Below are 26776 nucleotides of genomic sequence, written 5' to 3' on the forward strand. Positions count from 1 at the left end.
AGATTAAATTTGCGCTATGAATACTGACTTTTTCATTGATCTGCTTCATCAGGTAAAAGAATTTGAAAATTCTGAATCTTGTAAACCTCACTCTAGTGTTGAGGATTTCCGGCTTTGGCTCAATGACAAAAAATATAGAGAAGAAAGTCCGACCAAGCTTTTTAAGAACGAAAAGCATGAAGTTTCTTTTATTGAAAACGAAATCTGTAAACAGGTTTTGCTTTTGGGAAGGTATTCCAAACAGTTAATCAGAAAAGGACTTGGTGAATTTCCTGAATTGGCCAACGAGGAATTCACGTATCTCTACAGATTAAAAGATGAACCGAACTTAACAAAAATTCAGCTTATTGAAAGAAACGGACACGAAAAACAGACCGGAACGCAAATCATCAAACGCCTTCTGGAGTACGGATTGATTGAGGAAAAGAACGACAGCGAAGACAAAAGAAGCAAACGTCTAACTATTACAGAAAAAGGTAAAGATTACTTCCACCGTTCTGTAGAAAAAGTAAATATGACCTCAAGAGTCCTTGCCGGAAAGCTGGAGGACAAAGAGAAAGCCGAACTTTTAGAATTGCTCAGAAAGCTGAATGACTTTCATTCACATCTCTATTCAGAATACAAAAACTTGCATATTGACAAAATCTTTGAGTTATCTGGTTCTTAAAGATATAGTCAGACTAATCCGTATTCCATAGCCAATTTTACTGCGGTGCTTATATTGGTTGTTTTGAATTTAGCAATCAGGTTTTTGCGGTGACTTTCTACTGTGTGTGGACTTATACATAGTTTATCAGCTATTTGTAATGTTGTAAGACCTAAAGATGCTTCCTGTAAAATTTCCTTTTCTCTACGGGTTAATTTTGGGACCGTATTTAAGCCGGAATTCACTTTCATCTCTACAATTTTTTTGGTTTGATTGCATAAAAATTTCTCCCCTTTAAGTATGGTCTGTATTCCTAAAATGATTTCTGTAACCAGAGCGTTCTTCTGTATATATCCCATAGCTCCTTCTTCCAGAGTACTATTAATCACTGCAAACTCATTATGTACACTCAAAATCATGATCTGAATAGCCGGATATTTTTTTAATATAGGTTTAATCAAATCTATACTGTTGCCATCGGACAGGTTAATATCTAATAATAAAACATCTAAAGCATCATTTTCCAGTCCTGCAAAAAGTTCATTTGAAGAGGAATAGCAGCCAACAACCATAAAATTCTCCTGCTGGGAAAGAATATTTTTTAAGCCTTCCAGCAGTAATGGGTGATCATCCGTTATAGCAATTTTAATCATAGTGTTTTTATTTGGGAAATTTGATTTCAATATTGGTTCCGATATTGATCTGGGATTCTATTTGCATTGTTCCTTTCAGAAACTCAACCCGGGAACGTATATTGTGAAATCCTGCAGAATGTAAATGATTCAAAATATTGATATCAAACCCTTTTCCGTCGTCTTCTGCAATAATAACGTAATCGGATTCATTTTCGATAAACTGAATAATAATCTGCTCTGCAGAAGCATGTTTTACAGCATTATTGACCAATTCCTGAACAATTCTATAGACAAGCAACTGACTTTCCGGCGGAAGCTGATTTGAATAATATAAAAACTGAACATCAATATCCAACTTTGGAGTAGCCATTCGGGAAACATATTCCGTCAAGGTTTCCTGAAGACCGTACTTCAGCAACAGATCCGGCATAAGATTATGGGCAACACGTCGAAGCTCGTCAACGGCAATGTCGATCTGTTCCATTGATCTCTCTATTTGCGGCTGATCTTCATCATCAGATTTATCCTTTAATAAGAATAAATTCATTTTCGTTCCGGAAAGTAAACTTCCTAATCCATCATGCAGGTCCCGTGCTATTCTTTCCCTCTCCTGCTCCTGCCCTTTCAGCATCAGGGTAAGATTGGATATTTTTGAGTTCTGCGTCATTTTTTCCATTTCAAGAAGATGTAATTTTTCTTTTTGCCTGATTCCTTTGGTTCTCTGAAAATAGGCGTACAAAAGCAACAGAAGTAATAAAGAAACAGAAGCTGTTAAACCGATATAAAATGTATTGATTTTCTCTTTATAATTGATGCGTTCTTTATAAAAATCTACTTCCTGTTTTCTATTAAAGGATTCAAGCTGTGACAAACGAAGTTCCTGAGCCTTTCTCCGATTTTCTATTTCAGTAAATTTCAGTTTTCTAAGCTGGTTTTCTTTCGTTAACTCAAGATTTTCCAATTTCTGAGCCTGCTGTAAACTTTGCCAGCTCATTTCTTTAAGCTGCTGTTCCTGCTTTTGAGAGGCCAACTGTAAGCGGAGCAATTGCTGTTTCTGCTTCTCCTTTTCGTATTGGATCTCCAGCTTTTTACCTAAGGCCGCATTCTTTTGATCATAAATTTGTTTGAAGGTTTCTATATATTTCTTTTGGTAGAATATAGCCTCTTTAAAGTTATTTTCGTTTTGAAAGAGCTGGGAAAGATTCTCAAAAATGGCCAGCTTGATCTTCGGATCGGTATCATCGCTGTATTCTGATTCTGCAAGCGCTGTTAACAGATAATCTTCTGCTTCTTTATTATTTCCATTCTGTAAAGCTATTCCAGCCAGAAGGCCACTTGCGGAGGCTACATGGTCATGGTTTTCTGTAGCAATACCCTGGGTTTTAGCTAAATTGGCATAATACAGAGCTTTGCCTTTATAGGATTCAGGAAAATAATTTAAATATAAATTAGCCAGATTTATTGCCACAAAAGAAAGATGAGAAGGGATCGGCATACGTGTCTTATTGGCATTATAAGTATCTATCGCCTTGATATAGTATGACTCTGCATTACGGATAAAAATTTTATTTTCAGTAGATTCATATCGTTTTTCATACACATATCCCATAGCCATATAAGCCTCAAATAACCCTGTTGGATCATTTTGCTGCAAAGCGATTTCCAATGATAACTTACTGTATTTTTCCTGTAGCTCATATTCATTCCAATCGGCATAAATACTATTGAGTTCACGGTATACAGATGCTTTTCTACCGTTTAAGCTTTCAGAATGAGCAGATTTTTCATAGAATGACAAAGCTTTTAAAAAATAACGAACCGCTTCAGCTTCTTTATTAGTACGCGTACAGATCCAGCCCATTCCATAGGCTACATACCCTTTTGTTTCCTGATCTTTTGTTTTTGACACATAGAACTGAGCAAGTCTGGAAGCATTTTCACAGGCTTTAGCATAGTCCAGCAGCTTGTAATTTATTGCAGCAACCGTATATAAATAAGCAGCATATTTACCGTCTGTCTCCCTTTTAGCATAAGCAATATTTTCATTTAAAACAGCAAAAGCTTTATCTTCCTGTTTATTAAAGAAAAGAGCTTGTGCATACTTTCCGGTTATCATCATTCGCTGGATGCTTCCCGGTTTATATTTTTGGTATTGCAGTTCCAGGGTATTAGTCAGTTTCTGAGCCGATACGCCATGACCTACTAACACAAGGCATATAAAGATAGCGGAGAAACGAAAAAAAGAAAAAAATCTGATCAGCATTTTTAGGTGGTGAAAGGATGCAAAGGTATCACTTTATCATTTCTTCCCGGTTATTTTTAATATTCAATTCAATGACACTGTCAAAAATCGTTATTCTTATTCAATTTCTCAATCCCTGATTTCAGCTAATTTATACTTCTTATTTTAGTCATTAAAAATTGGCTGAAATCAGGGATTTTTTAATAGATCAATTTTCCTCAATTTTGCCAATATATTTCTTAAAAAACACAAATGATGAAGAAATATATAATGATATAAAATACCAATGATTATAAATAGGAATTGGTATTTTGAATTACCGGATTTGCTTATGGTAAGCATATCAAAAAAGTAAACAATGAAGAAGCGAATTATTTTTTTATCAACCCTGATTGTACTGTTTTCCTGCAAAGATAAAACAGAAAAAACAGAGCACCATCTGACCAATTCTAAAAAAGAAAATCATTTAAACAGCAAAATCACCGAACCAAAACCCGTGATAACCGAAAAAAAAAATGATACTTTCGAAATTCTCATTCCTAAAGAATACCGTGATCAGGGAGAAGAAAATGAAGTCAATGGACTCACAAAGAACTGGCTCGATTTATACAAAAAGGGTGGGAAGTATTATTTAGGTAAAGCAGATTATAATATTGTCAGAGGTTTTTCCGAATGTTCCGGGGATTCCACAAAAATTATTAATTCTAAAAACAATTCCATTTTACTGATGAACAGCCCACAATTGACACTTGGTGAAATAGAGACTGTTACAATCGGGAAAAAGAAAATTTGGCCAAAAGAAAAACTGAAATTTCATTTCGCAAATAAAGAATATACATTACGGGCAGAAGGCCAAGTACTTTCATCTGAAAAAGTCTACACCGATAATGGAGAAGAAATATTTCAAAATGTAAAAAATTACAAACTGTATATATCATCAAATAATTCTCCGGAACAGCTGTTTTTAGAAGAAGAATCATTTAATGACACTTTTGTTGAGCTTTTTTTTATCGGAGATATTGATAAGGATGGAAAACCTGACTTTATTTTTGGTGCCAACAGAGATTATGAAGAAGAGCGGGTTATTTTATACCTTTCTTCTAAGGCAGCCAAAGGGAAATTAATTAAAAAAGTATCGGAGGCAGATATTCAATTTGATTGTTAAAATTTCAATGGGTAACATTCACTTAGCTACAATAAAATCCAAAAGCAATTTCTCTTTTGATGATTTAAAAGCACATTTATAGCTTTTTTATATTCCAAAATCTTAAAAAAACATGAAAAAATTATTTACATCAGCGGTTCTTGCCCTGATCATAAGCATTCACGCAAATGCACAGGAAAAAATCTATTTTGATGAAAACTGGGAAAAAACCACCCAAAGCAAAATGGAATATTATCGTGAAACAGAAAGCAAAGGAAAACTCACTTTAATCAGAGACTATTATAAAAATGGAACGCTTCAAATGGAAGGCCTCGCTTCAGATGCTACACCGGGAAGTGAAGTCTTCGAAGGTAAAATCACATGGTACAATCCTGAAGGTAAAGTATTGACCACAGGAACATTTTCCGGAGGCAACCAGGTTGGGCCGGCTAAAACTTTTGATGAACAGGGAAGAATTTTGGAGGATCTGACTTACAAAGCGGACGGCACTTTTACAGGGAAGATTTATATGTATAAAAATCCGGAAGAAATGTCCTACAATAATACAGTTACCACCTATGACACTCCGGATAACTTCAAATCTGTGATTTATGATGAAGATATAAAAGGAATACGTTATGAAATCGTCACCGATAATAAAAAGGGATCTTATGAAACTAAATTTTATGGTGAAAAAGGAAAATATATTGGCACAAACAACTCCGCAAATTCCGGAGACAATGTGACAGTAGAATATTATTATGATCCAATGAAAGTTGCTAAAATTGAAAAGCGAAATAAGGACGGAATAGCAATGGAAAGCGTAATCTACTCCAAGAAAGGGGGAATTCTACAGGAGGAAAAGAAAGGCAAAAAAGACGGCTATAAAAGAACCTATGATGAAGCGGGTAAGCAAATAGGTAATCTGACCTACGTTTACGAAAAAGAAAACGATTTCTACAGACCGTTTGAGGGCGACGATTATCAATTCAATTATCTGTTTTCAGGGTTTACGTCTATTGATACTTATAAAAACGGAGCAGCAATTCTTAAAAAAATTTTTGATGAAGATGGAAAGCTATCTTACGACAGGATATTAAAAGATGAAATGACCCAGGAGATCAAATATTATGATCCAAACGGAAAACTGAAAGGAACCATAACCTATAAAGATGATATGCCGGATACGGGTACGCTTTACGAAGGCCTTATCGAACAGCAATATAAAGATGGTGTTTTAGTGAATTCAAAATCTTTCAGAGAAGATGGAAAGCTAAAAAAAGAAACAAAGATCAATAAGGATCAGACTGTATACAATTCTACTGTTTTTGATGAAAATGGAGCTGTTGCCTACACGTATAGTCAATCGGCTGATCAGTCAAGTGATTTCACAGCACAAATCGTACAGTATGCTAAAGGAAAAGTTGCCAATAAAGCATCTGTAAAAGACGGCTTAATCCAAAGTGGAAAAATTAAATATAAATGCCAACAAGGTGTAAAGGAGCTCGAGCGTAATGGAAAATGGGTATTGATAAAGCTTTTCAGCCCTGAAGGAAAATTAATTCAGGAATCTAAAGTTCTTGCAGAAATGGAAGAACAGGATCCGTACAGCCCGTTAAATACCCTGATTACAGAAGATGATCTTCAGTATGAATTCTATGAAACATTGTAAGCATCATAACTAAAAGATTTCATCTAGCTTGATTAAGTTGCATAATAAAAATAATTCATCATAAAGACCAGCCAGTCGCAGGAAGTATTTTCACCAAATCAAATTTAAATACAAAGGGCATCGTTTTGTCTCCAACAAGAGTCCAATTTTAATTTCCTGCGATTTGGATGGTAATTATTCATCGAATATTTATTTTTATATATCTACAATTTATAAATTTTAGACTTCAATTTTTTAGCTTGCATAATCATTTTACCTATCTAGTAAAAAGAACCTCAGAAGTCATTGATAAAATAGATTAAATGATATAAAAAGGCTGATCTTTCGATCAGCCTTTTCTATTTCTACTCTATTTATCAGAATAGGATATATTACCAGATTTTTATCCTGTCTTTTGGCTCTTTATACATTTTGTCACCAGGTTTTACGTTGAATGCTTTATAAAACGGATCAAAATTCATTAAAGGTCCCAGAACCCTCCAATTATCTGGAGAATGGGTATCAACATTAATCAGCTGACGGGATAATTCATCGGTCATTTTTGTACGCCATGCATTTCCCATTGCCAAAAAGAATCGCTGATCTGGAGTAAAGCCGTCAATTTTCTTATTTTCTTTTCCCTGTTCTGTCATTTTAAAGGCATCATACGCAATCGCAATTCCTCCAAAATCGGCAATATTTTCCCCGGTAGTCAGCTCACCATTTACATGAAGATTATTAAGGATTGTAAACCCACTGTACAATTTCTGGATTTGTTTTACTTTTTCATTGAACTTTGCTTTGTCCTCTTTTGACCACCAGTCTTTCATATTTCCCACTTTATCATATTGAGAACCCTGGTCATCAAACCCGTGGGTTAATTCGTGGCCGATAACCATTCCGATTCCACCATAATTGATCGCATCATCAGCGTCCTTATCAAACATCGGGTACTGTAAAATTGCCGCCGGGAAATTAATATCGTTCAAATATGGATTATAGAATGCATTCACCGTTGACGGTGTTGTTATCCACAGGGTTTTATCAACAGGTTTACCCAATTGGGATAATTGAAATTCGAAGTTATTTCGATTACAGGCAACTGTGTTTTCAAAATATTTGGTCTTATCAATATTTACTTTACTATAATCCCTCCATTTATTCGGATAACCAATTTTTCTTGCAATAGCATTTAGTTTTTCTTCTGCTGTTTTTTTGGTGACATCACTCATCCAGTCCAAATTCTGAATACGGTTTGCAAAAGCCTTGGTCAGGTTAGAAATAAGCTCATCCATCCTCTTTTTTGCTTCCGGTGGGAAATATTTCTCCACGTACAATTGCCCTAAAGCATCTCCAAGCTCTCTATCTGTAGCTATTCCCAATATCTCCCATCGTGGCTTTTGCTTCTTTTGTCCTGACAAAGTTTTACTGTATTCAAAAGATGCTTTTTCAAAATCACTGCTCAGAAGATCAGCATACGAATTAAGCGAATGTGCTTTCAGATATACCTTCCAGTCTGAAAGCGGAACTGATGCGAGCATAGCATTCAGCTTATCGTAATAGGCAGGCTGTTCCATATCCAGCGATTCCACTTTAGTACCTAAAGTTGCAAAAAACTGATTCCAGTTTAGATTAGGCTGATCCTTTTCTATTTTAGACAATGTCACCTTGTTATAATTGGCGGCAACATCACGAAGCTGTACATTTGTTTTATGAGATAATGCTAAATTTTTCTCAATATTATAAACGGTTTCTGTATTTTTAGCCGCTGTTGAAGGATCGGAACCGGTAAGCTTAAATAAAGTGGTTAAATAATTTTTATAGGCATCCTGAACCGCTTTGGTTTCCTTATCATTTTTAAAATAATAATCTCTGTCGGGAAGTCCAAGTCCTTTCTGAGACAGCCAGGCAATGTTCATCGTGCTGTTCTTTTGATCTGCATACACCATAAAACCGATGAGGCTTTCGGAACCGTTCCTTTCTTCTTCAGCCACAAACTTCATAAGTTCTGGTACAGATTTGATAGCATCTATTTTTGTTAACAATGGCTTTACAGGCTCAAATCCACGTTTATTAATGGTTACAGAATCCATCCCCGAAGCATAAAAATCACCTACTTTTTGCTGAATACTTCCCGATTTTCCCTCATTTTTTGCAGCGTCTTCCAAAATAGACTTCAGTCTTTTCTTTGTTGAATCTACAATGTCATAAAAACCTCCCACATAAGCCTGATCGCCCGGAATTTTTGCCGTTTTCATCCAGCTTCCATTCGCATATTCATAAAAATCATCACCCGGCTTTACCGACTGATCCATATTTTTTGTTTCAATATAATGTTCACGGGAAGCCTCAGTTTTATCTTGTTTACAGGAAATGAAGCAACAGACAGCAATTCCTAATGCTGCAACAGACAGAATTTTTGTTTTCATATTTTTTTTGATCATTAATATTTTAATTGGTTGTTTACAAATTTTATTTGTTACATAACCATAGCTATTTTTCCAAATTTATTGAAAAATTTAGCTCTCCATTTCAAGAGGTTCCAATATAAAATAAATATTTATCATACTCAGATAAAATGATTCAAAATGCTAATACTTCGTGACAATCCATAATGGTGAAAAATTGTTCGCTATCTTTAAAGTCTTTTGCAGAAAAACATTCAGTATATTTGTAATAAGACTTATTCTATTTAAATGTTGACAGATCAATTTGGAAGGAGCATCAACTATCTTCGGCTTGCTATCGTAGACCGGTGTAATCTCCGATGTACCTATTGTATGCCGGAAAACGGTCTTAGCTGGATCAAGCAAAATGAATTAATGACAGATGAAGAAATGCTCAGAATCTGTTCGGTATTTACAGAAATGGGTGTCGATAAAATCAGGATAACAGGTGGGGAACCTTTTATTAGAAAAAACAGCATTGAGCTTATCCGAAATCTATCGCAATTAGCCGGACTTACTGATCTCAGCATAACAACCAACGGTCTTCTTACTGAACAATACATTCCGCAACTTAAAAAATACGGGATAAAATCTGTCAATCTAAGCCTTGACACCCTTGATAAAGAACGTTTTTTCAAAATTACAAGGAGAAACAGTTTTGATAAGGTAATGAAAACCTTAGACAGTTTATTACAACATCATATAAAAGTAAAAATCAATACAGTGGTAATGGAAGGAGAAAATATTGAGGATATTATTCCTTTAGTAACGCTTACAAAAGACCTTCCCGTAGACGTTCGCTTTATTGAAGAAATGCCTTTTAACGGTGGTAATAATGATATTTCCCTGAAATGGAATTTCACACAAATTTACAACTATATCAAAGATCATTTTCCTGAGATCCAAAAGACAGAGGATCCTAAAAGTTCAACATCATACAATTATAAAATTCCGGGATTTTCAGGAAATATAGGAATTATTGCAGCTTATACCCGTTCATTTTGTGGAGACTGCAACAGGATAAGAATTACGCCTTCCGGAATCCTCAGAACCTGTTTGTATGAAGGAACCGGTATCAACCTGAAAGATGAAATCCGTATGGGAAAAACTGATGAGGAGCTTAAAAAAATCATTATCAACAGCATACACAAAAAACCGAAAGACGGCTGGGAAGCACAGAAACTGAGTTTAACTGCTTCTCAAATTCATCAGTCAATGGCAACAATAGGAGGATAATTATGGAAATGATCAGTGTACAGCAGGCAGAAAACATCATCTTTTCCCAGGTAAGAAATTTCGGGACAGAAGAAATTTTCTATGAAAATGCCTCAGGAAGAATTTTAGCGGAAAATATTCTGGCAGACCGTGATTTACCGCCTTTTGACAGACCGACGGTGGATGGAATTGCCATCAGTTTTAAATCCTATGAAAAAGGAATTCGTGACTTTACCATCAAAGCTGTACAGGCAGCCGGAGAGACTCCGCTTTCTATTGATGAAGAAAACGAATGTATAGAAATTATGACCGGAGCCGCATTACATTCTTCGATGGATACCGTTATTCGCTATGAAGATATTCTGATCAACAACAATATTGCGACCATCAATATTGATATCAAAAAAGGACAGAATATCCATCTGAAAGGAAGGGATAAAAAATCGGGAGAAATACTGGTAAAAGCCAATCAGGTCATCACTCCGTCTATTCTCGGGATTGCTGCATCAGTCGGAAAAACATTTCTGAAAGTGAAAAAACTTCCCAGAGTCGCTATTATTTCAACCGGAGACGAAATGGTTCCGCCTGAAAATACTCCTACTCCATTTCAGTTGAGACGCTCTAACGGAATTACTATAAAATCCGTTTTGGAAAAATATAAAACCGATGCTGACCGGCTGCATTGGAATGATGATTTTGAATTGATAAAAAAAGAACTCTCCCAATGTATCGACAACTATGATATTCTACTGATGAGCGGCGGGGTTTCTATGGGAAAATTCGATTATCTACCCAAAGCCTGTGAAGAGCTGGGAATAGAAAAGCTTTTTCACAAAATAAAACAAAGACCGGGAAAACCTTTCTGGTTCGGAAAAAGCCAAAACGAAAAATTGGTTTTTGCATTCCCTGGAAATCCGGTTTCCGTATTCATGTGCCTGCACCGGTATTTTATTCCCTGGCTGGAAAGATCTTTGGAAATCCCGGAAAATCCTCAATATGCCGTTTTACAAAATGATATCGATTTTCCTTTTTCATTACAATATTTTGCCCAGGTAAAACTCAGCGTGAATCCATCAGGACAATTGATTGCAGAATCAGTAAACACCAATGGTTCCGGAGATTTTTCCCATCTTGCGGAAACCGATGCGTTTATAGAACTTCCTCTGGAAAAAAGTGTATTTAAGAAAGGCGAAGTGTATAAAATATGGAAATATAATTTTTAAAGTAATCATGACAAATTTTTCACATCTCAATAAAAAAGAACAGCCCGGTATGGTGAATGTAGGCGGTAAAAAGATTACCCACCGGAAAGCCACTGCCAAAGCCATTGTGTTACTTCCTGAACATATTCTGGAAGCGCTTCAAAAAGATGATTTTAAAACTAAAAAAGGTTCCGTTTTCCAAACCGCCATCATTGCAGGGATAATGGCAGCAAAAAAAACGGGAGAACTGATTCCTCTCTGCCATCCTATCGGTATGGACAACTGTGAAATAGATATTGAAATCAACGCTCAAAATGAAATTGAAATCTATTGTACTGCCGAAATCGAAGCTAAAACAGGCATCGAAATGGAAGCATTGACAGGCGCATCTGTTGCCGCACTTACCATTTATGATATGTGCAAAGCAATGAGCCATGACATCGTAATCAAAGAAATACAACTCATCGAAAAATCCGGAGGAAAAAATGATTTCAAAAGAGACTGATGTTCCCAAATTAAACGGGCTTGTACTGGCAGGAGGAAAAAGCCAGCGAATGGGGAACCCTAAAGATAAAATCAACTGGCACGGCAAAGAGCAGCGGTATTATGCGGCTGATCTTTTAGCTCCGCTTTGTGATGAGGTTTTTATTTCCTGCAGACAGGATCAGCTGGAAAATTTTGATCCAAATTACAATGTCCTTACTGATACTTTTCTGAATATGGGACCTTTCGGCGGAATACTTTCGGCGTTGCGTTCTCAAAGAGATAAGGCATGGTTAGTCGTTGCCTGTGATTTACCTTTATTGGATGAAAAATCGTTAGAGTTTTTAATTGAGAACAGGAATATAGAAAAAGTAGCAACCACCTATGAAAGTTCTTTTGATGGCTTACCAGAACCATTGATTACGATTTGGGAACCTAAAAGCTATCCTTTGCTCCTCAATTTTTTAGGATCAGGAATTACCTGCCCAAGGAAAGTGCTTATCAATAGTGATACATTAATCCTGAAACCAGGCAACCCGGATTCTTTAATGAACGTAAACACGCCTGAAGATAGAGCAAAAGCACAGGAAATTTTAAGAAAACAGATTTAAGACAGAAACAGATGAGTAACCCGCTTGAACGTTATCATTGCCAAATGGCTTTACCCGGATTTGGGTCTTCGTCCCAGGAACTTCTTAAAAACGCTAAAGTTCTGATCGTGGGAATGGGCGGTCTTGGCTGCCCTTCGGCACAATATCTTGCATCTTCAGGTATAGGAACCATTGGTCTTGCCGATCATGATACCGTCTCTGAAAGCAATCTTCACCGCCAGATCTTATATGCTCCGGAAGATATCGGAAAATCAAAAGTTGATATTGCCGCTACAAAATTACAGCAACAAAATCCATCGGTAAAAATCATTCCGTTTAATTTCCGGGTAACCTCTGAAAATGTAATGGATTTGATTTCTGAATTTGATCTGATTATTGAAGGAACCGATAATTTCGAAACAAAATGTCTGCTGAACGATGCATGTGTATTAACTGGAAAACCTTTGGTATATGGCGCTATTTACCAATACGAAGGCCAGGTAAGCATCTGGAATGTTTTACAGAAAGATGGCACTTATTCCCCTAATTACCGTGATGTTTTTCCGAATGCGGAAGAATCGCAGGTGCCGAACTGTAGGGAAGGTGGCGTACTGCCTACACTGGCAGGAATTGTCGGGTGTATGCAGGCTAATGAAGCTATAAAATATTTTACCAATCCCGATGATTCGCTGGCAGGAAAACTCTGGATGATGAATGTTCTGAATGGCAAAACCCAGATTATCAGATTAAGAAAAACTTCTGTGCAGATTACAGGTTTACCTCAGACCATAAAAACCATTATGTTTGAGCAGCTGATGCAGGAAAAGAATCATTTTGAAATCATAGATGTCCGCACACCACAGGAACATGAACAGTTTAATATCGGAGGAATTAATTTTCCTGTAGAAGAATTACAGAACCATTCAGATTATATTTCGGGTTGTGACAGACCTATTCTAGTTTACTGTCTATCCGGGAAACGCAGTGCAGAAGCGGTGAGAAAAATTAAGAACATTTTTCCTGAAAAGGAAGTGTTTTCTTTAAAAGATGGCATTCAAAATATCATAAATAAATGATTATGTATTTTTTAAATCGATCAAAATAAAATTTAAATCATTAAGAATCAAATAAACGCAATTTTTGTTTTACTTTTTTAAATGAAATGCCTTTGTTTAACTTATTAAGATTGATATTGTAAAAAATTTGTCTAACCTTGCGATAGTGGAGACTATAACACTTGGAAATAAGATAAAACTTCTTTTTATAATGCTAATCAATAATATTTTGAGTGATTTTGTGAGAAACAACAATATGTTCTCCCACCATTTCATGAATGGTTTCATCAATCATCACACACATGCTGTTCAGAGCCAGATCATTGGCATCAGTTCCAAAAGGCTCCTCAATTTCATCAGCTATCGCTTCAAAGGCCACAAAAGTATAGGCTACAAATACGACAATAAGTGGCGTAAACCATCCCAAAGAATCCACCAATCCGAAAGGTAACAGAAAACAATAAATATACACCGTTCGATGCAACAAAACACGATAGCTATAAGGAATCGGGGTAGAAACCAATCTTTCACAACCACCTAAAATATCAGAAAGTTTATCAAAATTTTCATCAAAACGTGCCTGTTGAATAGAATCCAGAAAACCTTCATTTTTCGCCTTTTGAACCCATTCCGCAAGCAATCTCATGATAACGGCAGGTTTATACTTTGATTCTGCCACAATTTTCAGTTGGTCTTCATTAAGCCTTAATTTTAAATCTTCATAAGCGTCTGTTCCCCGAAGCTGATGTTTCAGCGCAAAAACGAAGGCGCTAAGTAAGTTAACAAAGCTATGGACCGAAATCGTGTCATTCTTTGTATTGCTCAAAGTCATTGCCTGTCTCGTCAGTGCACGTGAAGTGTTCAACAGAGCTCCCCATAATTTTCGTCCTTCCCAAAACCTGTCATAACTGGCATTGTTTCTGAACCCGAGGAATAAAGCCAGTACAAAACCGAACAGCGTGAGCGGCGCAGGATTTAACGGAACTTTAAACGAGAGAATAATCCCATGAAAATAGGTCACCAGCAAAGAGAGAATTAAAAGCAATCCCAAACGGGGAAGCAAAGCAGGCAAAACAGAGCCATGCCACACAAAAAGCATTCTGAACCAGTGTTCCTTTTTTCTTATGATCATTATTGAATGATAATTTGTTTACGTAATATATATTTTATGGTTGTTCTAGGCTTGTTCCGGCTGCTGCAATGACATGATCATCAATCTTTTTAAAAATATCAGGATCATGTTTGCGGATTTTGATGCGGACATATTTCGAAGCCGGCATATTGGCTCCGTTTACCACGTTATTGATGGATACCAGAACGTTGGTTTCCGGGAAATAGGTCATGGTACTTTTCTGAGGAATAGGGTATTTTACGACAATGAAAAGCGGTGCGATCCTTTCGATTCCGTCATCATAATTGAAAAGATCTACGTGATCGCCTTCTTTAAGGCCTGCCTTTTCAATATCTTTTTCATTCATCATCACTACCCTTCTTTCATTGAAAATCCCGCGGTAACGGTCATTTAATCCATAAACAACCGTATTGAACTGATCGTGTGTTCTGGTGGTTCCCATCAGATATTCGTCTTCTGCAAGCGAATTATCCGGTACGGCAGTTATATTGAAAGCGGCTTTTCCGGGATTAAATTCACTATTGAAATTCCCGTCTCTTGGTCCGTTCGGAAGATAGAAACCTCCTTTCTGAACTACCCTTTTGTTATAATTTTCAAATCCGGGAATGCATTGTTCGATATCGTTGCGGACAGCATCATAACTGTTGATAAATTTGTCCCAATCCACTACGGAACGTTCTCCCAGAACCGCTTTTGCCATTCTGCAGGCAACGTGTGTTTCGTTGATCAGATGTTCTGAAATAGGATCGAGAACTCCTCTTGACCATTCTACCACGCCCATTGAATTTTCCGTACTTACGTGTTGAAGTTCGCCATTTATCATATCTTTCTCACTCCTGGAAATGACCGGTAAGATCAAAGCTTCTTTTCCATGAATAAGATGACCTCTGTTCAATTTTATCGAAACAATGACGGACATTTCTAATTTTCGCATTGCTTCCGCCGTAAAGGTCGTATCCGGTGCTGCAGAAAGGAAGTTTCCTCCCATGCAGAACATGAATTTCACCTTTTCGCTGTGCATCGCTTTTAATGCATCTACAACGTCGTAACCGCCTTCTCTCGGAACTTTAAAGCCATAATATTCTTCCAGTCTGTCCAATTGCTCAGTTGTCGGATGATGATTAATCAGTAAAGTCCTGTTTCCCTGCACATTGCTATGACCGCGAACAGGACAGGCTCCTCCGCCCTGGATTCCTATGCTTCCTTTCATCAACAGGAGATTCACGATATTGTAAATCATTTCTACACCGTTGTGCTGTTGCGTGATTCCCATTCCCCAACAAATGATCATGCGTTTTTTTGAAGCGATCATCTGTGCAGCTTCTCTTAAGTTTTCAACCGAAATACCACATTCTTCCGATAGAAAATTGAGGTCATACCGTTTTAATTCTTCCACCAATTCATTGAAACCTGCCGTTTTATTAGCTATAAATTCCTGATCAAGAACTTTTCCCGGATTTTTAGCTTCTTCTTCCAGCACAAGAATCTGAAGTGCTTTTAGAAGCGCCATATCTCCGTTAATTTTTACAGGAAGATACAGATCCGATAATTCATAAGGTTTATTAAGCAAAGCACGAACTTCCTGAGGATTCCTGAAACCTTTTAATCCGGCTTCCGGAAGCGGATTGATCGCCATAATTTTGGCTCCGTTTTTCTTTCCTTTTGTTAATGCAGAAAGCATTCTCGGCGAATTGGTTCCCGGATTCTGACCGATGATAATGATAAGATCCGTATCGTAAAAATCTTCAAGCTTTACGGTTCCTTTCCCAATACCTATGCTTCTGGAAAGGGCATAACCGGAAGTTTCGTGGCACATATTGGAACAGTCCGGAAAATTATTGGTCCCGAATTCACGGGCAAATAACTGGTAAACCCAGGTCGCTTCATTGCTTGTTCTTCCTGATGTGTAAAATATGGCTTCGTTTGGCGAATCGAGGGCATTTAATTTTTCGGAAATTTTTGTAAAGGCATCATCCCAGCTTATTGGCTGATAATGTGTTCCTCCTTTCGGTAAGTACATGGGTTCTGCAATTCTTCCCAACTGGCTGATTTCAAAATCTGTCAGTTTTGCTAAATCATAAACCGAATTTTCCCTGAAAAACTCTGCTCCGATCTTTTTCGAAGTGGCTTCTTCTGCTAAAGCTTTTGCACCGTTTTCGCAGTATTCGCCCAATTTGGAGCGTTCATCATCCGGATCGGGCCATGCACAGCTCGGACAATCGAAACCGTCAAACTGGTTCATACTGAAAAGAGCTCTTCCGCCACGAAGAACAGAAGCATTAAGCACCAACTGATCCAGTGAATGAATCACGGCCGGAACACCTGCAGCCCAAACTTTTGGCGGTTTCAGCTTAAGATCCAGCAATTTATAAGGCGGTTCGGCAGAAGGTAATCTGCTGTCTTCTTCTTTTTTATTGAATACATCTTTGTTTTGCATGATTTCTACATTTTAAAAATAAGTCCGTTTAAACTAATTTTAATTTAACCGCAAAAAGAGACAAAAGACTTCATTTAAAGTATTTCAAAAGTCTGCAAAAGGAAAAAATCTAAGATTTTTTTTACTTATGTACTCTTTTTTGTATTTAATCATTAAACTTAAATAGCTAAAGTGTTAATCAAGTTTAATGAAAAATTTAGCATTTTATATTCGGGTTGGGATAATTGTCGCTTTGATCTTCCAGCGTATTATCGATACAGACAAAATCTTTTTCCACTAAAATCTTTACCAATCCTGATTGTCCGTCAAAACCCACCCTGTCCGTGGAAATCCATTCTGCAATCATTGCTGCAGGCATTTTCAGAACCATTCTGTTCTCGATGAAAGCGGCTGAAAGTTCTTCGTCTTCTGTTTTTTCAATTGCATAAATAAACGGACGGTCTACAAATTCCGTAAAGCTTGAAATGACGCCATCTTCCCCCAATTTTGCCACTTCGGACTGAGTAAGACGGAATCTTATGGAGTTGTCTTTAATTCTTATTTTCATAATATATTTTCAATGTTAAAATGGCTGCCGGAATGGTAAATATTAAACCGGTTGTCTCTTAGAAAGCCTAATAAAGTAATATCAAATTCTTTTGCAAGGTCTATTGCCAGACTGGATGGAGCTCCTATTGCCGCGACAATCGTAATTCCTGCCATTGCAGCTTTCTGAATAAGCTCAAAGCTGGCTCTTCCACTAAGAACCAAAATTTTATCGTCGAGAGGAAGCAAATCTGCTGATAAAGCATATCCTATAAGTTTATCCAGTGCGTTATGCCTTCCTACATCTTCACGCAGTGCCAGAAGATTGCCTTCCAGATCAAAGATGCCGGAAGCGTGAATACCACCTGTAGCACTGAAATTATTCTGGAAAGACTGCAGTTTTTCGGATAGCTGATACAGAGTTTCCAGGGAAACTTCTTTGTTATTTTTTCTATGATTATGAAAAGTGCTCACAGTTCTTATAGATTCAATGGAACCTTTTCCGCATACACCACAGCTGGAAGTGGTATAAAAATTCCGGTCGGCTTTCATAAGTTCAGGAACGAAGCCTTCTGTAAGTTCTACAATAACAATATTTTCACTGTTCCTGGAACATTCCGCCTCTGGAGAATAGATGTCTTTAAGCTGTTCACGGCCGGCAATAATTCCTTCCGTAAATAAAAAACCTGCGGCAAGTTCTGTATCATTTCCGGGAGTCCGCATGGTTACAGAGATATTTTTAGTTTCTTTTTTATCTGCTACGTGATAAGCAGCCCTTATTTCCAAAGGTTCTTCAACAGAAACATCATCCGTATAATGAAAACTGACGTTGTCCTTCACTTTGACGATTTCTATCTGCTTTACCGATTTATTTGATAACAGATGAGCTTTCATAATTCAATAATTGGTACATAAAGGTACAAAATTTTAGTCCTCAAACTATGGGTGTGCCGAAACCCACTCTTCCCCATCCTCAAAAATTTCTTTTTTCCAGATGGGAACCGTTTTTTTAATATTTTCAATCATAAAGCTGCATGCATCGAAAACCGCATTTCTATGTCCGTCACTTACCACGATGATCACGGCAGCATCACTGGGAAATAAAATTCCGGTACGGTGATGAACAACAATATTTTTTACCGAAAATAAAGAAATGGCTTTATCCGCTATTTTCTGTATTTCCTTCACCGCCATAGATTCGTAGCATTCATATTCCAAACGGGTAACAGGTTTACCTTTGGTATGATTCCGTACTGTTCCTACAAATGATGCCATTCCTCCACAAGCAGGATCGGAAGCAAGGGTGAAGCAATCCGTAAGATCGAGTTTATTTTCTGTTATTTTAATATCAACCATATCTGTTATCCGCCGCTTACCGGAGGGATTATTGCTATTTCGTTAGAGACTGTTACGATCTGATCGTCTTCTGCATATTCATCATCAACGGCAATAAAATAGGACTTTAATCTTTTCAGTTCCGGAAAGTCTTTTTCCAAAAACTCCTTGAGCGCTTTTATGCTTGCTCCTTCATTGATTTCTATTTCTTTTTCTGAAATTCCGAAAATATCTTTCGTTATTCCGAATGCTAATATTTTAAGTATCATTTTAAATGTAGCTTATTACCAATATTTTATTAAAACGTTTATTCCGGCTACCAGAACCAGAACAGCTGTCATTCTTTTGATGAGCAAAGGATTCCATTTCAGAGACATTCTGGAACCGATCTGTCCGCCGATGAATACGGCAAAGCACAAACTCAGGATCATGAAATAATCAATGTCTGAAGATAATTTGGACAATTGCCCGAAAATACCCGAGACTGAGTTTACCAAAATAAAAATGCTTGATGTTGCCGCAATTTTTCTTGGAGTATCCCATTTCATCAGATTTAACAATGGTGAAAGAAAAATTCCGCCGCCAATGCCTACCAATCCTGATAAAAACCCGATTCCACAGCCTAAAAATCCGTTTCTGAGTAAAGAATTCCCGGTATTTCCTGAGATCTCTCCGTTATTTTTCGTGCCTGTTTTTATCCATAATAATAGGGCTGCAATGATTAAAGTAATTCCCAAAGTCAGAAAGAAAAATTCCTGGCTGATTTTTAAGACAGCTCCGAGATAAGCCATAGGAACGCTTATAAGCGTAAGCGGCAGTATTTTTTTCCACTCGACCTGATTATTTTTGATGTAAATAAATACCCCTCCTATTACTACAATAATATTACAAATAAGTGCCGTTAAACGTATTTCCTGATAAGGAAGGCTGTACATTGCCAGAACTGCAAGATAACTGGAACCACCGCCAAATCCCACCGAAGAGTAAATAAAAGCGATGATTAAAAAAAATAAAAAAATTTCCCAGTGCCCCATAAATTTTGCAGTATTAATTTTCTTACAATAATACTGATTTTTATAGCGCTATGCAGGGATTTTATATCATAATTTAAAAGGATCTATTTCAATGCTGTTGCTTTTATTTTCCTAATATTAATTGATAATTTTTTTACAAATATCTAACAACATAAAACCCACAATCAGAGGTTTTTGTCCTCCAATTGTGGGCTTTGTGATAAAATTAAATTATTTGTCAGAAGCTATTAATTGTTACCTATTATTTACCAGACAAAATCACACGGCTGTTGTCTTTCTGCAATCACTCGTAGCGAATCTGTAACATATAATCTAAGGAAACAATGTTGTTCTATATAATATATGGTTTTACCATTTATTAGAACTTCCAAACCATTACCTTTCTGATCAAAATTATAAATGACTATCTGTTGTTTAGGGTAAATCTTATTAAAATTAACACGCATTTCAACCTGTTCCCCAACAATATGGATAAGTCTGTTTCTATCATCTACCTCAAGGGTACTATAAGCATCGATTCCATATTCGTGCGGATTTAATCTAATGGCATATTTTTCATTAACAATTTCATCTCTGAGAGTCGCTAACCGCCCATCCGGAATGAACATCGTATCAGCTTCTTCATCCTCTGATTTAAAATTTTGGCTGGCTTTTACAGATCCTTCTACTGTTAATTTATCTGTCTTATTAGCTTCTCTCCCCATTCCAAAGAGCTGTCTCTTACAATGAAAATTTAAGCCATCAAACTTTCCATAATTGGAACCATAAAAATAGTAGCCATCTTTTTTCGCTGTGACAAGTCTTTCCAACTGTTCATCTATAATTCCCGACTCACCTCCGAAATAATCATCTGCAATGATTAGACCTGACCATGTGTTTACTGTAAATTCTTTGTTTAACTGAATTTGATTAGCGAAATTAGATGATACCCAAGATTGAGTAGCTAAGAATACATAACCGTCAGTAGCATGATATATATAAGGGGCTGCTGTAGATAAGCCTGAAGAAAAACCTACTGCATAAGCATTTTCCCAAGCATTAACTTTAGTTGCAGGATTGAAGTTAGCCGAAGTCCAAAAATCACTTAAAGGCTTATGATCTCCATATCCTAACAGTACAAAATTATTTGACGAGCCTGTTTTTAAGAACCCACCTGCTCGAACATTCTGTTTAAACTCACCAAAGCCTGCTGATGTAACTTGAAATAAATTTTCAAGCGTAGAATAGTTCTTAACGGCAAACCCTGAACTTACTCCAAAACCATCCGTATCATCTGAAAAATGTCTAATATAGTGAGCTGTATCTGATGAACCTTTAAGATAAATAGATTGACCATTAGCTATGGCAAGAGTAGCATAAAATTCTTTTAAAGCAGTTATAGCCTGTACTGTATTTGTAGTAACAAATGACTGTCCATTAACCCAATTCTGGGTAGCTACTGTAGCTATAGGAATACTTACTCTTTTAATACCTCCCGGATCGGATGCATCAGCTATTTGGTATGCTCTATTTTTTGTAGTTGTCACACCTGCTGATGTAACATCAGTTACTTTTACAGAGAATCCCTGCCAATAAGATAGCCTTGGGAACCAAAAACAAAGTTCACCATTTAGGTTTAAAGCAATAATTTCTGTTAAAAGTGGATGCGTAGAGTAACCATTAACATTAATAATAGTATTATTATAAATGTAACCTTGTACTTTACAATCCATTACCATACCTCCACCATACATATTTCCTTTAATTTCTAAAAGAAATGCTGCACCCTGAGTTTGAGAATAATCTATATTAGTAAGTATTCGGGTACCTTGAGTGAAGTCCCTGCCTGAATGAAGCCATGCACTATCTTTTGAATCAGGGTTAAAATTCTTCTTATCCCATAACTCTACCCATTCAGCATTAGCATCTCCATTCTCATATTTCTTATACCACATAGAGTAACCACCTGTCATCTGTACAGCTATTTCAGTAAAGTAACCACTAGAATTATCATGTAGCATCTTAATTCTATGGAACCAACTGTCTGTAGGATTTCCTTGAGCAGTTCCACTACTGTTTAAGAAACCATGTACATCTCCATAAGTAGCTTCATTAAGATGAACAGTACCCGCACTATTCATAGTTCTGCCTGAAACATAAGGATTAGTAGCTAATACTTTTGCAGCATTAGCCCATGTATCACTTGCATTAGAGCCATTAGATAAAGCATAATTAGATAAAGCGGTTGTAATATCAGTGTTTTTAGCTATCCTTTCAAAATTTCCCCAAGTATTTCCTACGGAAGTCCTGATATAAATTGAATCATTTATCCCATTAGAATATGGAATCGCTATTTGTGCTCTATATCCCCCACTAGTATATGATCCTAACTGTATGATATAATGGTATGTTGCAGTAAGACCTTGACCAATAGAATAACCTTCAGCATTATAAATCCCAGGTTGTAAATCCATTGAATTTAGTTGAGCCAATGATATATTTATATTCCTTAAACTACCAGCTGTAGCTACATTACCATTTATTAACTGTGCTAAATTTACAGCATGACTGTCTAAAGTTCCTTGAGGAATAATAGGACTTTGATTAAAAACATTTGTATTAGTAAAAGTCTGAACACCATTTAATGTTGCATAAGCAGAAAGTTGAGAATTTAATGAGTTTTGAGTTACATAACTTGCAGGATTGAAATTATTTGAAGTCCAGTTTGTAGCACCTGCTGATATTAAATCAATATATCCTCTAAGAGACATATCAGTAGTATTAATACCTTGGTATAGAAACAGTTTCTCCGCATTAGTAGGAAAATCTAGTCTATTATACCATGTATCTGGTCCTTTAAAATGAAAAGAAGTTCCATAGTAAGATTGAAATCCAGTTGTTGATGGGTCTCCTGCATGGTCAGTAATAGCTAATGGATAAGTTGGGTGAGCAACTGATCCTTGATTCCAAACTCCTCTATTTGTTAAATATCCGCTTAACTCAGTATTAGTCCAACTTCTTGTAGCCACAACTTCTGTAGGGAGTGTTATATAATTAGATCCATATTGAGTAAGACTTGATTCTAAACCATGAGCCCATCCTGAACTCCAATCTTGATACCAGTTACCATATTGAACTTGAACTCTAGCTACTTCAAACGACATATATCCTTCCCAGACTGTATTAGGATCTCCAAATAATATACTCACATATCCATCAGAGCCTATACCCACTCTAATAGTTGTAGTAGGGAAATTATCTGTTACTTCAAGAAGTGCAGTTCCTCCATTAGGTATTATAGCTCCACTCAGATATTTATAAAAAGCTATTTTAGCTTTTCCTATATATTGATTACTATATCCATAGATATTAATATCCATACTAAACATAGCTTGGTCAATCGAAGCTTGTGGCATCTTAATAGCCAATATACCTTGATTAGTTCCTACATCAAAATAACCTTGATATACTCTATTAAATACTTGAGTATTATTCTGATTTTTAGATGTTGCCCCACTTGGTCTTATTTTAAATGTTTCTGCTCCATCATTATTAACCCCAATTACAAAATCATTACCTAGTGGACCCATACTCCAATTGGTAAGTCCAGTATTCTTAAATCCTATCCTTGGATAATACTGACCACCTCCATAATCTTTATAACCTAATAGAATTCTATTACCTGATGGAGTAGTTGTTCTTAATGGTTTAGCATCGCTACTAAATAGTCCATCTGAAGTATAAGTGTCATAATATGTAGCAAATGTTTTCTGAGCAAAAATATTTTGTTCTGTAGTTAAAGTTACGTATCCTGATAAATCAGTAGCTAGGGCAAAATCAGATAATAACTTATGACCAGTTCCACCAAGTAATACATATGAATCAGATGAACCTGATTTTTGAAAACCATTTGCCGCAATTGGAACATATGTTCCAGCATCTATATTCATGAAATGGAATCTGCCATCACTCCTATAGCTCATTGTTGCTGCATACAATGTAGGCTGGTGAAATGCTATTGTTGGAAATATTGTATCTGTATTTCCATTACCATTAACCATAATAGCTGCTCCCGTATAGCTATTATCTGTAGCACCGTTAAATGTTTTATGGGCTTCAATAGTTTGACCAGTATTTATGGTAACATAATTCGTAAGATCAACTGTTTCTGATAGTTTATCCCATCCAGGAATTCCTGTATTATTTACATTGGTAACCCATACATAATTAGCTCCTGTATCTAATACATTCCATACATCACCTTCTGTATTTCCAGGAGTGGGTAATGAAGCAAAATTAGCTACAGAACCTTTAGGTCTATATACCGCAGAAAGTTTAGCATCTACTTCTGCTTTATTATATGTCTCTGATTTAGTATAATAGTTTGCTAATAATGCAGATACACCTGTTGAAGTTAAATAATTATCTGTTATGTATTTTTTCTGAATATACTGTAAATCATCAGTAGGATTTTCATAATCTTCTCCTATAATTTTACCTTTAGTATCTATTTGGTCATATGACACATTAATATACTTTGTAGGAAGAATACTGTTTGATGCTGAAATTCTCGTTCCTGCATAATATGTTTGTACTGATGAAAATGTACTATTACTAACATTATAAGCATTTAATATAACACCATTATCATCAGTTAAAGTTACATCTCTTTGAATTGTACCATTATCTGAAAAAAATCCTGCTGCTGTATTAACTGGCTCAATATGTATATAATCAGTTAATGGTTTACCTGGTAAAGTTCCACTAAGGGGAACATAAGGTAAACTACTTGTAGCAGAACTAATGTTATCATCTACATATTTTTTCTGAATATAACTACCATCTTGAGTTGGAACTTTATAATTTCCAAAAAGTCCTCCATTAGATAATTCTAATTCTGTAAAAACTCCCCCTTCTTCTACACCAAAATTTATTGTTGAATTACTTATATTAAAATTAGTATATGTTCCTAGACTAGCATTATTTCTATAAAAATAAAATCCTTCTTCTGTATTTATCCCTAATGTTAATTCCTGGTTTGGAAAATTAGGATTATCAGTGTCATACAGATTTAAAAAAGCTTTATAATAACCATCGTTTCCAAACTGTATAGATGAATTTGGATTTTTAATAGCTCCTGTGAAATCCCCTGTACCTGTTAATGGTATATAATTATTTAATTGATTCTGTGTTGCAAAATCAGAAATAGCTTTATGACCTCCTCCTCCTGTTAGTACATATGAATCAGATGATCCATTTTTTGTATATCCATTAGCTTTAACTGGAAAATATCCTGTACTATTAGTATTTACAAATTGAAATTCATATCCACTAAATGCTAACTGTGCATTATCTACACCATCTTTAGTAAATGACATTGCTGGGTTTGAACCATCGCTAGATCTTACCCATAATCTGTTATTCACTACATCTCCACCTAAATAGGTATTAAATGATTTAATACCTGTTATATCCTGAAATGAAGTTTTATCAATATACTCTGTGCCATCTAAAGAACCATCAGCCTTTAAAAAGTGGACGGCTGTACCGCCCAATACCCTATAGCCTTTAGAGGTATTATAATATGCGTATTTTATGTCCATGTTAAATATCTTTACGGGTTACTGTTACTGATACAGTATTAGGTAAAGCAGAATCAAATTCGATATCTATTTTATTAGGGTCGGTTAATTTTATTCTGCCTTCAATTTTATAAAATGTTACAGTATCATACATTATCACATCCACATTTCTAGTTCCTAAATTGTGTGCTATACTTGCAGTTCCGGAAATAGCAGTCGTGTACGATTTTAAAGTATTACTTCCAGCAGTAACTCTACCCTTAGAATCAACAGTAACCTGATCGTAAGTTCCGGCGGTTACTCCTGTTGCAGCCAATGTCAATGCAGAGGTTACATTTGCCGAACCGTCAAAGGTTGTCGTCCATGAAGCGTCACCTGTAGCAGAAATTGTTCTTGGTGTTGTCAGTTTTGCGGCTGATCCGGTTGTATTGATTGCCGCGGTTCCGGTTAATAGTGTTGCAGGAACTGCAGTAATAGGGATGGTCACGCTTCCGGAACCATCAATTGTTTGTGCCGTTGCGGTAACTCCGGAAAGCGTAATGGTTTGAGCTGCAGTCCATTTTGTGGCAGAAAGAACGTTTTTCGCTGCATCTGCTGTATTATCAACATTGTTTAAGCCAACATGAGATTTGTTTAAAACCACAACACCCGTCAATCCATTTACAGAATCTACAGCACCAGAGGTGATATAAACGAACGTTGTCCCAGTCCATCGGTACGTTTTGTTAGTATCAAGAGATACATAAATTTTACCAGTTTCTCCATCGATAAGGTTGGTATATGCTGCTTCTTTATAGAACTTTCCATCAGCAGTTTTATAATATCCCTCCAAAACATCATCCACATAAGATGGTAATTGAGATGCCGGAACCTGCCCTGCTCCATCCAATGTAGCAACCCCGTTTGCCGCACCTTTCTGAGACAATGGAATATAATTAGCCAAATCAGATGAAGTAGGCATAGAACCAAGATTCACCGTTATTCCGTTGGTAGTCTGGCTAATTCCCGTAACTACATTCCCTGTCCCTGAAGTAGTAACCGGTAAAGAAAATGAAGTTCCTGTTAAGGTCAAACCATTACCCGCACTGTACGTTGTATCAGTAGAAGCTAATGTAATGGTATTCCCGGTTTGGCTAATCGTCATATTAGAACCTGCAGCAAGGGTAACATCTCCAGATACCAAAGATCCTGATGCACCGCCTTTCAGACGGGTAACTGTGTCCGGCGTAGTAAATGATCTGTTTGCTGACAAATCATAAGATATCCCGTTGATTGTTAATGTTCGTGTTTTGGGTACATAATCCAGCGGATTTAAGTTTCCATCATGCCAAAAAGAATTGATTGATCTTGTACTTCCTCCTGCGGTTAAAATATCATTGTCTGTTTTCCCTTCTATTTTGTATCCTACAGAACTCCGGTAATAAGCGTATTTAATGTCCATA

The 26776-nt window shown here is 36.4% G+C and carries 20 protein-coding genes; 8 read left to right on the forward strand and 12 right to left on the reverse strand.

Annotation, left to right across the window (positions count from 1 at the left end; translation table 11 throughout):
- Window positions 1-16: 16 nt before the first annotated feature.
- Window positions 17-667 carry a MarR family winged helix-turn-helix transcriptional regulator gene (locus P0Y62_06735; protein ID WEK71247.1) on the forward strand — a complete coding sequence of 217 codons (651 nt, stop codon included), beginning with the start codon at window positions 17-19 and terminating at the stop codon, window positions 665-667.
- 8 nt (window positions 668-675) lie between these two features.
- On the opposite strand, the gene P0Y62_06740 is transcribed toward P0Y62_06735, so the two are convergent.
- Window positions 676-1299 carry a response regulator transcription factor gene (locus tag P0Y62_06740; GenBank protein WEK71248.1) on the reverse strand — a complete coding sequence of 208 codons (624 nt, stop codon included), beginning with the start codon at window positions 1297-1299 and terminating at the stop codon, window positions 676-678.
- Between the two features lie 7 nt (window positions 1300-1306).
- Entirely contained in the window at window positions 1307-3490 is a 2184-nt protein-coding gene (locus P0Y62_06745) for a sensor histidine kinase (GenBank protein WEK71249.1), read from the reverse strand.
- Between the two features lie 391 nt (window positions 3491-3881).
- On the opposite strand from P0Y62_06745, the gene P0Y62_06750 reads away from it, so the two are divergent.
- Window positions 3882-4688 (forward strand): hypothetical protein, encoded by an 807-nt coding sequence (locus tag P0Y62_06750; GenBank protein WEK71250.1) that lies wholly within the window; start codon window positions 3882-3884, stop codon window positions 4686-4688.
- A 112-nt stretch (window positions 4689-4800) separates the two neighbouring features.
- Window positions 4801-6339, forward strand: coding sequence for a membrane-binding protein (locus P0Y62_06755; protein WEK71251.1), 1539 nt, complete (start codon window positions 4801-4803; stop codon window positions 6337-6339).
- A gap of 371 nt (window positions 6340-6710) precedes the next feature.
- Here P0Y62_06755 and P0Y62_06760 read toward each other — a convergent pair whose 3' ends face one another.
- Window positions 6711-8747 carry a M13 family metallopeptidase gene (locus P0Y62_06760; GenBank protein WEK71252.1) on the reverse strand — a complete coding sequence of 679 codons (2037 nt, stop codon included), beginning with the start codon at window positions 8745-8747 and terminating at the stop codon, window positions 6711-6713.
- Window positions 8748-9014: 267 nt separating this feature from the next.
- Between P0Y62_06760 and moaA the strand changes: the two genes are divergently transcribed.
- Genes moaA through P0Y62_06785 form a run of 5 tightly spaced genes read left to right on the forward strand, consistent with a single transcriptional unit; the run spans window position 9015 to window position 13331 of the window.
- A complete protein-coding gene (moaA, locus tag P0Y62_06765) occupies window positions 9015-10001 on the forward strand; it encodes a GTP 3',8-cyclase MoaA (protein ID WEK71253.1) in 987 nt (328 codons plus the stop codon).
- Between the two features lie 2 nt (window positions 10002-10003).
- Window positions 10004-11203, forward strand: coding sequence for a molybdopterin molybdotransferase MoeA (locus tag P0Y62_06770; protein ID WEK71254.1), 1200 nt, complete (start codon window positions 10004-10006; stop codon window positions 11201-11203).
- A gap of 7 nt (window positions 11204-11210) precedes the next feature.
- The gene (moaC, locus tag P0Y62_06775) at window positions 11211-11687 is read left to right on the forward strand and encodes a cyclic pyranopterin monophosphate synthase MoaC (protein ID WEK71255.1); all 477 of its coding nucleotides are present in this window, start codon (window positions 11211-11213) and stop codon (window positions 11685-11687) included.
- Entirely contained in the window at window positions 11668-12276 is a 609-nt protein-coding gene (locus tag P0Y62_06780; GenBank protein ID WEK71256.1) for an NTP transferase domain-containing protein, read from the forward strand. Before moaC ends, P0Y62_06780 begins: the two co-directional genes overlap by 20 nt.
- Window positions 12277-12287: 11 nt before the next feature.
- A complete protein-coding gene (locus P0Y62_06785; protein WEK71257.1) occupies window positions 12288-13331 on the forward strand; it encodes a HesA/MoeB/ThiF family protein in 1044 nt (347 codons plus the stop codon).
- Between the two features lie 193 nt (window positions 13332-13524).
- Here the strand turns inward: P0Y62_06785 and P0Y62_06790 are convergent, their stop codons facing one another.
- The 9 genes from P0Y62_06790 to P0Y62_06830 form a co-directional block, all read right to left on the reverse strand.
- Complete coding sequence (locus P0Y62_06790) at window positions 13525-14442, reverse strand: bestrophin family ion channel (protein WEK71258.1); 918 nt, start codon at window positions 14440-14442, stop codon at window positions 13525-13527.
- A 34-nt stretch (window positions 14443-14476) separates the two neighbouring features.
- Window positions 14477-16879, reverse strand: a complete 2403-nt coding sequence (locus P0Y62_06795; GenBank protein WEK71259.1) for an FdhF/YdeP family oxidoreductase — start codon at window positions 16877-16879, stop codon at window positions 14477-14479.
- A gap of 196 nt (window positions 16880-17075) precedes the next feature.
- Window positions 17076-17426 carry a hypothetical protein gene (locus tag P0Y62_06800; protein ID WEK71260.1) on the reverse strand — a complete coding sequence of 117 codons (351 nt, stop codon included), beginning with the start codon at window positions 17424-17426 and terminating at the stop codon, window positions 17076-17078.
- The gene (gene fdhD, locus P0Y62_06805; GenBank protein WEK71261.1) at window positions 17423-18298 is read right to left on the reverse strand and encodes a formate dehydrogenase accessory sulfurtransferase FdhD; all 876 of its coding nucleotides are present in this window, start codon (window positions 18296-18298) and stop codon (window positions 17423-17425) included. The genes P0Y62_06800 and fdhD overlap by 4 nt, the downstream gene beginning before the upstream one ends.
- Before the next feature lie 45 nt (window positions 18299-18343).
- Window positions 18344-18760, reverse strand: a complete 417-nt coding sequence (locus tag P0Y62_06810; GenBank protein ID WEK71262.1) for a molybdenum cofactor biosynthesis protein MoaE — start codon at window positions 18758-18760, stop codon at window positions 18344-18346.
- 5 nt (window positions 18761-18765) lie between these two features.
- Complete coding sequence (locus P0Y62_06815; GenBank protein WEK71263.1) at window positions 18766-19008, reverse strand: MoaD/ThiS family protein; 243 nt, start codon at window positions 19006-19008, stop codon at window positions 18766-18768.
- Between the two features lie 15 nt (window positions 19009-19023).
- Complete coding sequence (locus P0Y62_06820) at window positions 19024-19773, reverse strand: sulfite exporter TauE/SafE family protein (protein WEK71264.1); 750 nt, start codon at window positions 19771-19773, stop codon at window positions 19024-19026.
- 245 nt (window positions 19774-20018) lie between these two features.
- Window positions 20019-25355 carry a hypothetical protein gene (locus tag P0Y62_06825; protein ID WEK71265.1) on the reverse strand — a complete coding sequence of 1779 codons (5337 nt, stop codon included), beginning with the start codon at window positions 25353-25355 and terminating at the stop codon, window positions 20019-20021.
- Window position 25356: 1 nt separating this feature from the next.
- Entirely contained in the window at window positions 25357-26775 is a 1419-nt protein-coding gene (locus tag P0Y62_06830) for a hypothetical protein (protein WEK71266.1), read from the reverse strand.
- Window position 26776: the final 1 nt, after the last annotated feature.

This window comes from Candidatus Chryseobacterium colombiense, assembly GCA_029203185.1.
Lineage (GTDB): Bacteria > Bacteroidota > Bacteroidia > Flavobacteriales > Weeksellaceae > Chryseobacterium > Chryseobacterium colombiense.